Here is a 9,590-nt window from a genome sequence, read left to right on the forward strand (position 1 = left end):
CGACATGATGGCGTCTGTTCGCGAAGGACCCACACCATGAACGCCCAGCTTCCGCGCACCCTCTTCGACGACGACCACAACGCCTTCCGGGCGGTGGTGCGAGTTCATCGAAGGTGAAGTCGTCCCGCACCTGGACCATTGGGCAGCCGACGGCAGCGTCGATCGGGAGTTCTACCAGGCAGCCGGTCGTGCCGGGCTGCTGGGCCCAGCCGTGCCCGAGCCGTACGGTGGCGGCGGAGTCGACGATTTCCGGTACAGCGTGGTCATCACCGAGGAATCGGTGTCCCTCCGCACGACGACTCGCGAGCACCTCCCACTCAAGATTGGAGAACCCGCCTGCCGACCAGCTCATCGGACCGGTTCCCGGGACCATGACCCTAGGCCGCAGCACTAGTCCATCCGGGCGCATCCCTGAAATTCCTCGTCATCGTGGCGTGGATGTTCCGTCACCTCGGCATCCAACCCCGTCCCGACGTCGAGGACCGGCTCATGACGTTGTCCGCCCTGCCAAGTCCGATCACGCTCGCCGAGTGGATCGCCTCCACTGTCCCGCCGGGCATCGTGTCACTGGATGCCGCTCCGGCCGGGAGTCTGCGGTTCTCTACGGCCGCGCTTCCACCCGCGAGCACTAGGAGCTGTTTGAGGTTCGGATCATGTGGCTGAAGCCAGGGCTCTCAGCCACATGATCGCTCCTCGTAGATGCAGCCCGGCCTCGTAGCTCTCCGGTGTTTTGTCGTAGCGGGTGGCCAGGCCGCGCCATGTCTTGATCTTCTGGAAGCAGCGTTCGACGGTGTTGCGCCGCCTGTAGCGCGCGGGATTGAAGGACACCGGCCGCCCGCCGGCCGGGCCTTTCTTCTTGCGGTTGGCCTGCTGGTCGGTCTTCTCCGGGATCACGGCGGTGATCCGGCGGCGGCGCAGGTAGGACCGGTTGGCCTTGGAGGAGTACGCCTTGTCCGCGGCCACCGCGTCCGGGCGGGTGCGGGGTCGGCCGGTCGGGCCGGGAACCCGGATCCGGTCCAGCACCGTCCGGAACCGCGGGCTGTCCGCGGCCTGGCCGGGTGTGAGCACGAACGCCAACGGCAGCCCGGCGGCGTCGACCGCGGTGTGGATTTTGCTGCTCAGCCCACCGCGGGACCGGCCGAGCCCGGCCGCCTCAGCCCGCGCCTTCCGACGCCGCCGGAGGGCGGCACGGTCCCGGCCGGCAGACGTGCCCGCGCCGGACGCGTGAGACGCGGACGGCGGCGCATCACCCGCAGCACGCTCTGCTGTGTGGGCAGCGGAGCCCCTTTTTCCTCGGTCAGGGCCTGTTCCAACGCATCGAGGGTCTCCCCGGCCACCGCGAGTCCGGCCGATTCGTGATGCGCCCGCACGATCGTGGAGTCCACGCTCACCAGCTCCAACCCGACCTGCCCGCGGGAGGCGGCCTCGGCGATCAGCGCCTCCATCAAGGTCTGGAACACCCCCGCTTTGGCCCAGGCGTTGAACCGGGAGTAGACGGTGGACCAGGGCCCGTACCGTTCGGGCACGTCACGCCAACCCGACCCGGTGCGGAACCGCCACAGGATCCCGTTGAACTGCTCCCGCGCCCGACGCGGCAACGGCCCGGTGGCCGCCACCGGCACATGCGGCTCGATCAACGCCCACTCGGCATCGGTCAGATCAAAACGCGCCACACCCGTGTTCTACCAGCGCACCACAGGGTCGGTAGATCCGAACCCCAAACAGCTCCTAGTCGAGGGCCACGGGTCTACCGGTGCCGGTCTGATCGCTGTCCAGGCGGGATCGCTGGTCCGGCGGGTCCGCGAGGAGGCTCTGGTCCAGTGGTTGACCGACTCGGCGCTGTGGGGCCGGGACATCGAGGACGAGCGCTACCTGCTGCTCAGTGCGGGGCCTCACCGCTCGTGACATGTCGATCTTGGCGACCTGCGGGTTCGCAGCTGTCTCACGACGATGTCACCCAAGATCAGTCTCAACTCCGTGGCAGTTCCTCGGCTTCGCGCACCCGGGTGGACCGGGAAGCGTGGTATCCGTTCCGCTCGAAGTTGGCGGAGGACCAGGCCGCTGACCTGCGGTCCGCCGGCTAGGTCCGTACAACCGGCAGGTGCAGGGTCCGGACTTACTGTAGATGGCGGAATCGGGAGAGCCTACTGTTGGATCATGCCGATCAAGTCGTCCCGCATCCACGTCGAGCTGGGTCTGGGGCCCGTCCCGCTGTCCTTCGAGATGGTCGCGCAGGCTGTCCAGGCCAGGATGGCCGAGGCCGAGGACCTGGACTGGAAGCAGGCTTTCCCCCCGCCCGGGGTCGAGAAGAAGTGGTGGGACGCGGCCAAGGATGTGGCCGCGATGGCCAACACCGGTGGTGGCTTGATCGTCTATGGAGTCGCTGAACAGCGGGAACGGGCGGACCGGCTCGTCGGGGTCACTGACGGAGCGCAGGCGCAAGGCATGTTGCAGGCGTGGGTCACCCGGTGGGTCAAGCCCCTGGTCGACGGGTTGCGCATCGAGGTGCTCGACAACCCGGACGGCGGGCCGGGCCTGGTTGTGGTCGCCGTGCCCGCAAGTCCGAACGCGCCCCACGTGGTGGGCGAGAAGAACGAGATGGGCTTCCCCTACCGCTACGGGGCGCACACCAACTGGATGACGGAGAACGAGATCGAGCGCGCCTACCGCGACCGGTCCGCCCGGCGCGCCGACGACCGGGGAGCCCTGACCGCGCTCATCGACGACCTCGCCGGTGAGCTCGACCTGGGCAACGACGTGTGGATGGCGGTCGCCACCCGTCCCCGCATCACGCTGCCGCCACCACGCGAGCGCGTGTCCGACCAGGCGACCGCGACCATCCGGGCCGCCAGGGAGGTGGCCGAGAAGATCTTCCCGGAGAAGCACGGCCGGTACTCGACCCTGTCAGAACTGCTCCAAGGGGAAGGGCCGCGGGTCGGGCTGCGTCGATGGACCGTACGCTCGATCGACTGGCGCGATGAAGGACCGTTTGTGTGGGCTGCGGTCGAGCTGCACCAGGACGGCTCCATCGCCGTCCTGGTCTCCCTGAGCACCTTCGACCGTACTGCTCAGGTCCACGGGGCCCCCGACAACGCGTTGCCGGTCTCGGTCAGGCACATCGACTCCGTCATCGCCGAGGCGGTCGCCCTCTCCACCGCCCACATGCGCGCCCTCGTCGACGCCAGCACCGTCCAGGTCCGCGCCACGCTGTTGCGACCCCACGACCTCCAGGCCCACCCCCTGGCCGCCATCGCCAACCTGAGCAGCGACTTCCGACGAAGCTTCCACCATCCCCCCGAGTCGCGGCTGGTGAAACGCCCCGCTGCCGTGGAAGCCGAGTTCGCCACCGACGACGACGTCGAATACCTGCGCGCCGCAGCATGCCAACTCGCCGACGACATCGACACCCAGTTCGGGATCAACGGATCGAGCATCTATTGATAGCGCGCCAGATCCGACGGCGGGCGCAGGCGCAGCCGTAGTGGCCCAGCAGCCACAGGGGAGGGCCACCGGTGTCCGTTCCACTCGAAGTTGGCAGCCGCCTGAGCGGCCGACCTGCGGTCCGCTGGCCAGGTCCGGACAACTGGCAGGCGAAGAACCCAGGCCTGGTCGAGTTCGAGCGTGTTCGGTCTGGGACGTGTCTTCGCGAACGTCGTCGGTTCGAGCCGACTCAGAAGGTCGCGGCGAGCGCGAAGACCAGAGGCAGGATCTGGACAGGCCAGGAGGTATCACATGGCAGCCGTCGGTGTAACAAACCCGGTGTTCGTCGCTTCAGGCCAGGATGGCAGCGCTGACGCTACCCAGTTCGATCCGACTCCCGACGCGGTCAGGAGTGCAACGCTCATGAAAAGCGTCATGTGACCACCTCCTCGACGCTCACTGTCCGCCCGCTTGAGACTGATGTGGGAGGCGACGTGAGTGAAAAGCAGGATGATCGCTATCGCGATCAGGTACGCATGGATGGAACCCAGCCCGAGGACACCCTCGCCTCAAGCGACGAACACCCATCATCCTACCAACGAGCACCGACAGCCGGAAACGGTTTTCGGGTCGGGAGTACCCGCTGAGTTCACGATGTGCCCACTCCCGAACGCGACCTCGAAGGCCTCGGCCGAGGCTGCCGGAGCGCCTCCGAGGCCAACTCCAACTCAGGCACGCGGGGCGTTCTCCCGGCTGATTCCGGTGCCGCAGGCACCGGCCCGTCATGTATCCCGAACTCCACCACTACAGTAACTCCGCCAACCAGGTCCGAACACTGCCACCTTCGTCCGGACAGGACACATGGATCTGACCTGCGGATTCTCACTCCCGTGACAGACCTGCCACACCCTGCCGTCAGGACTGAGAATCTGCCACGGAAGTTTGAGAACCTACAAAGCATGCGGTGATCAGTCGCGTAGGTCGGTGAACCGTGCGTAGTGCAGCTGGTGGGCGAGGGTGACGGTGGCTGTGGGGCCGCCGCGGTGTTTGGCGACTATCAGGTCCGCTTCGCCGGCACGCGGGTCGTCGTACTCGTACTGGTCCGGACGGTGCAACAGCACGACCGTGTCCGCGACCTGCGCGATCGTGTCGGACTCGCGGAGGTCTCCCAACTGGGGACGATGGTCCAGGCGGCCCTCGACGGCACGCCCGACCTCGCACGTCACCACGATCGGGATGTCCAGGTCCAGCGCGAGGGTCTTCAGTCGACGTGTCACCACCGACACCTCGCGTTCCCGTCCTGCGCCGGGTTCCGTCCTTGCCCGCACCATGTTGAGCGGGTCGATCGCCACCAGGTGCAGCGCCTCGTCACGGGCCAGGGCGGTGGCCTCCTCGCACAGTGCGTCGAGGTCGGCCGACGGTGTGGCGTTGAGGATCAACGGTGCCTCGTGCACCTCGGTCACCCGCCGGGCCAGGCTCGTCCAGTTCTCGTCCGACATCCGCCCGGTGCGCATGTCACCGGGTCTGATCGACGCTTCGGCGCACAGGATTCGCTGCACGACGTCAATGCCGGGTTGGTCGAGGCAGAACAGCGCGCTGCGCAGCGAGTGCCGGATGGTGGCGTGGCGCACGAAGTCGAGCAGCAGCGTGCTGCGTCCCGAACTCGGCCGGCCGCCGATTGCGGTCAACGTGCCGGGTGCCAGTCCGCCGGTCAGCTCGTTCAGGTCGGCGAACGGCGTCGGAACGCCGACGGGCAGACCGTCGCGGGACGCGACGGCGTCGATGCGGTCGATCGCGTCCTGAAGCCAGTCCTCCAACACCATCGACGGTGCCATGTCGACCCGCTGGGCGCCGGGCCGTCGGCGGGTGGTTCGGCGTCGCGTAAGCAGCAGCCTGGTCTCCTCGGAGACGCCGGTCGTCCCGGGCCTGTCGCGGAACGCTTCGATTCCGGCCAGCACGTCGTCGACGATCGGGGCTTCGGCCGGGTCGCGGGAGTCCAGGGTCACGGCCGCTTCGTGGTTGCCGGTCAGGCCGCCGCGGGTGAGGTTCGCCGACCCCACCCACGCCTCGGCGTGGCTGTCGGGGAAGTGGAGGTGGTAGGTCTTGGCGTTCTGGAACTCCTCGGGGTTCACCACGACCCGCAGCACGGCCCTGTCCCCGTAGGGCGCAAGAAGCTCGCTCAGCCGGACGAGCGCGTCCGGGTCGGCTTGGTCGGGGGCGCCGCCCGCAACGATCAGCACCTGGCCCTCTCGGTCGAGTAGTCCGAGCAGGTGCTGCTCGACGGTGTCCACCGCCGACAAGGTGAGGAATCCGGTACGGATCGTCGCCACGTCGGCCTCGGTCAAACGCGGGAGCAACCAGTCCTCGAACGTGGACCCGGTGACGACGGTGTCGATGTAGCGCACGGGATCTTCTACCACCTCAGGGCATCAGCTTGCATGCCGGTAGGTGGACAACAGCAGGTGTCCTCACTGCCACGCTCCCCGAGTGGATCATCGGCCGCCACCCTGCCGGGTATGCCGGCGGTGGATGCCACTGCCATCGCGGTCCTGCGTTTCTTGTTCTACGGCTGAGCCTCCAGTCGCGGATACCAGGACCCGCGCACCTCGCGGACATGGCAGCCGGAAGTCGCCTACAGGCTCGCCGGAGAGCACGGCGCGATCATGGGCGACTACTTCCGTCCTACCCCATCTCGTTCTCCGACATCACCGACGAAGGGCCCGCCGATACCCAGAACTGCCGACCCCGACCCGCGTTCCCGCCGCGGGGCCACCCGCCTGACCTCGCTCGGGGCGACCGCGTGCGCCAGTTGCTGCGTCCTCCCGTCCGTCCTGGTCGCGGCCGGGACCGCGCCGTGGCCGGAGTGGGGCGGTTCGCGCAGTACCGACTGCGTCAAGGTGGTGGACCAGGTCTGCCCGGCGTCGTTGCCGGTGGCGGCCGGTAGATTCCGTTGCCTTCGACCTTGGGTTCGGGATGGGTGTGTATGGACTTCTCGGTGCTTCCGCGCGGGCAGATCGAATGGATGGCGCTGATCGACGCTCTCAGCAGGACCGACGACCGGGTCGAGCGGCATTTCCTGGAGCTGAAGTCCGACGTTGACCTCACCGGGACGGCTGGCCGGACGAAGGTGGTCAAGTTCATCCTCGGCGCGGCCAACCGGGACCCGGACACCGCGGCCCGCTACCTCCAAGGGCACGCCCTGATGGTCCTCGGGGTCGCTCCCGGCGCGGTCACCGGCATCGCGCCGTTCGAGGCGATGGAGCTGGCCCGGTTCGTCGCCCGCTACACCGGCACGCCCGGCCCACGGTGGGACTTCGAGCGCATCCCCGCGGGTGAGGGCAGGGACGTCATCGTCATCGACCCGCCGACCGGCGGTCTGTGGACGTGCCTGAGCGACGGGCCCGAGAAGCTGACCGACGGGGCCATCTTCGTCCGGGCCGACGGGGAGACCCGACTGGCCAAGGGCGCGGAGATCCGCGCGATGGTCGACCGGAGCCGACAGTACACCGTCACCGCTGAGCTGGACGTGGCCGTCGTCGGCCGCGCGGTGCGGCACCCGCACGGCTACGAGGAGGTGCTGGAGGACTACCTCCAGGCGATCGCGAGCGGCTCGGCGAGGCATCGGCCCGCGCCAGGATCCGCGCCGGTGCTACCGGCCGGGTCGCCTGGCCCACCGCGTTCGCGTTCGGCGACCGTCGCGATCCGGAGCAGTTCCTGGCGGAGGTCGAGTCCTGGGAGCAGGAGGTACGGCAAGCCTGGCCGGCCGTTCTGAACCACCTCGCGGGCTACGCCGGACACGGCACCGTGCTGCGCATCCGCACTCCTCGGTGGTGTTCCCTGACCTAGGTGGGGACGTGTTCCGTCCGGCCGCCACGGGGATCGGGGTGCTGTACCGCAATGACGGGTCGACGACGCTCACCGTGACGCTGGACGCGCTGCGTCCCCGAAGCGTGCACGACACCGACCCCGACGACTTCGCCCTGGTCGTCCACGCGCCCGACCTCACCGAGCTGCGCGGCACCTGGCGGATCACCGCGCGAGGACACCACCGCGTCTACGAGGGCGAGCTCACCATCCCCGTCGAGCAGTTGAACGACGTGGGAGAGGGGATCCGCGCCGCACTCATGCCCGAAGAGGACACCGACGACGGCCTAAATACCGAAGAGGACGAGGACTGATCCGACGTCGGTGATGTGCAGGCGCCTGGTGCCGTGTTCGAGGAATGCCAGTGCGTACAGGCACCTGCCGAGTACGGTATCGAGGTGGAGGAAGTCCGCCGCGATGATGCCACGGGCCTGGGCGGTGAGGAACTCCCGCCAGGTCGGACCGGCACGGCGGGGTGCCGGGTCGATGCCCGCGTGGTGCAGGATCCGCCAGACCGTCGAGGCGGCGATGCGATGGCCGAGGCGGGCCAGTTCGCCCTGGATCCGTCGGTGACCCCACCGTGGGTTCTCTCTGGCGAGCCGCAGCACGAGTGTCTTGATCGCCGCTCGTGTCAGCGGACGCCCGGTACGTCGCCGCGTGGAGTGGTCCCACTTGCGGGCCACGAACCTGCCGTGCCAAGCGAGCAGGGTGCCCGGCGTGACCGGGAAGATCTCTGGCCAACGGCGACGGTCCACTACCCTGGACAGAGCGGCGAACCAGAACCGGTCCGCAGGCTCGTAACGGACCGGACCTGCGAGTTGCCGACGAAGGACCGTGTTCTCGTGCCGCAGCACGAGCAATTCGGCGTCCTTGGCCGCCTCGCTACGCAGCACCGCTGACGGGACGGACAGCAGCTTCCGGGTCGCCTTGTACAGTAGGCACACGATCACCCGGCCATGCTCTCAAGACGGTGCAGCTTCGCTCTACCAGCGACGATGACTTTTCGAGCGGCACAGGAATTATGCAAGCTTTTCACGCACATCGACCAGGGGTATGTGTTCCTGCTCCAATCGCACCCCGACACCCCAGGTCCCGTCGCGCAATTGCGTGAGCAACTCTGCTTCGTCCCGTGTCAACAACGTATCGACGTCCTCGGGTTCGGCTTGTGCTCGTTCAGAGCCCCATTTATCCCGGTTTTCCAAAAGCGTCTTCCGGTCCATCAGGACGGATTCGACGTGCGGCAACGAACGTTTCAACCTCGCCAGTATTCGTAACCCGTGCGTGTCGATATCGCCCCAGTACCGCAATCGCACCTGCGCCAGCCACGGTGCCTGTGCGGCGGTGTCCTCGGCCGCATAGCCACCACCGAAGAGGACCAGTCGCCCCACCGCGGTCGGCACGGCAGCGAACGACACCTTGTTCTCCACCAGGACGACCTCGGAGATGCCAGCCTCGAGCGGGTCGAAGCCGGCAAGGATCGAGAGCGGCCACGCGACGTTCGCATGATCGGCCCAAGGCACGCCTAAGGCCCGACCGGCTCCACGAAGCTGGACCTGGCGGTCACGGGTCACGAAGCCGTACCGCTGCTCAAAGGTGGTGGCACCGGTGTCGATCGCCTGCTCGGGCAGGCACTCGTCGAGCAGTGTGCTCACCAACCCTCGACGCCGTTCCAGCAGCTTGGTGTCCACGCCGGGGACCGGGACCTGCCGCACGTCGACATCCGGCCGAGGGTGTTCGACCACCCAGGCGCACACCGCGAGTGCCGCGGGCCAGTCATCTGCCGCGTCGAGGACCGAGTGCGGCCGAGCGAGGGCGACCACCAGCGCAGCACGAGCCGTATCGGGCGCGGTCGCTTCGAGACACCGGGCGGCGGCCACGAGGTCGGCGAACCGAGCAGCCTGACGACGAGTGGGCGCGTCCAGCAATCCGAGTGTGATCTCAGGGCTGTCCAGCCAGGCGACGGCCGGGAGTTCCTGCCGTCCCAACGTGCGCGAGGTGATGGTTTTGGTCGCCAGCCGCCACCCGCGGTCGCGGGCGTCGTCCCGCAGCTTTCGCGTCCAGGCGCTGGCCGCCGCGAAGTGGTCCACGATCTCATCGCGGCCGGGGCCTCGCAGCCTGATCCTCATCGGAAAGGTCTGCTCTCGGGCGTTCGCGTTGTGCAGCGCTCGCAGCAGGACGCCGGAGTCGAACGCGCGCCGAGCGGCTTCGGTGATCGTCGAAGGTTGGGACCACCCCGGCTCCACCGTATGAGCACCCCTGGAACTGACGGTGTCCGGCTGCTCGTCGTGCTCGCGTGGGCTCATGGT

At 68.1% G+C, this 9,590-nt stretch carries 7 protein-coding genes and 1 pseudogene; 4 read left to right on the forward strand and 4 right to left on the reverse strand.

Going from position 1 to position 9,590, the window contains the following annotated elements; genetic code table 11:
- Positions 1 to 106: 106 nt before the first annotated feature.
- A complete protein-coding gene (locus AB0F89_RS24200) occupies positions 107 to 394 on the forward strand; it encodes an acyl-CoA dehydrogenase family protein (RefSeq protein WP_367138988.1) in 288 nt (95 codons plus the stop codon).
- Between the two features lie 257 nt (positions 395 to 651).
- Here AB0F89_RS24200 and AB0F89_RS24205 read toward each other — a convergent pair.
- A pseudogene (locus AB0F89_RS24205) lies at positions 652 to 1,673 on the reverse strand (IS5 family transposase).
- Positions 1,674 to 2,157: 484 nt separating this feature from the next.
- Here AB0F89_RS24205 and AB0F89_RS24210 point away from each other — a divergent pair.
- Positions 2,158 to 3,441: a helix-turn-helix domain-containing protein gene (locus tag AB0F89_RS24210; RefSeq protein WP_367127863.1), complete on the forward strand. Its 1,284-nt coding sequence runs from the start codon at positions 2,158 to 2,160 to the stop codon at positions 3,439 to 3,441.
- A 947-nt stretch (positions 3,442 to 4,388) separates the two neighbouring features.
- Here AB0F89_RS24210 and AB0F89_RS24215 read toward each other — a convergent pair.
- Positions 4,389 to 5,825 carry a DnaB-like helicase C-terminal domain-containing protein gene (locus AB0F89_RS24215; protein ID WP_367127865.1) on the reverse strand — a complete coding sequence of 479 codons (1,437 nt, stop codon included), beginning with the start codon at positions 5,823 to 5,825 and terminating at the stop codon, positions 4,389 to 4,391.
- 617 nt (positions 5,826 to 6,442) lie between these two features.
- Here AB0F89_RS24215 and AB0F89_RS24220 point away from each other — a divergent pair.
- Entirely contained in the window at positions 6,443 to 7,192 is a 750-nt protein-coding gene (locus tag AB0F89_RS24220; protein WP_367127866.1) for a hypothetical protein, read from the forward strand.
- An 82-nt stretch (positions 7,193 to 7,274) separates the two neighbouring features.
- The gene (locus AB0F89_RS24225) at positions 7,275 to 7,598 is read left to right on the forward strand and encodes a hypothetical protein (RefSeq protein ID WP_367127867.1); all 324 of its coding nucleotides are present in this window, start codon (positions 7,275 to 7,277) and stop codon (positions 7,596 to 7,598) included.
- On the opposite strand, the gene AB0F89_RS24230 is transcribed toward AB0F89_RS24225, so the two are convergent.
- Positions 7,572 to 8,234, reverse strand: a complete 663-nt coding sequence (locus AB0F89_RS24230; RefSeq protein WP_367127868.1) for an IS3 family transposase — start codon at positions 8,232 to 8,234, stop codon at positions 7,572 to 7,574. The two genes, AB0F89_RS24225 and AB0F89_RS24230, sit on opposite strands and share 27 nt — an antisense overlap.
- Before the next feature lie 69 nt (positions 8,235 to 8,303).
- The gene (locus tag AB0F89_RS24235) at positions 8,304 to 9,587 is read right to left on the reverse strand and encodes a Wadjet anti-phage system protein JetD domain-containing protein (protein ID WP_367127869.1); all 1,284 of its coding nucleotides are present in this window, start codon (positions 9,585 to 9,587) and stop codon (positions 8,304 to 8,306) included.
- Positions 9,588 to 9,590 lie beyond the last annotated feature (3 nt).

This window comes from Saccharothrix sp. HUAS TT1, from assembly GCF_040744945.1.
GTDB lineage: Bacteria > Actinomycetota > Actinomycetes > Mycobacteriales > Pseudonocardiaceae > Actinosynnema.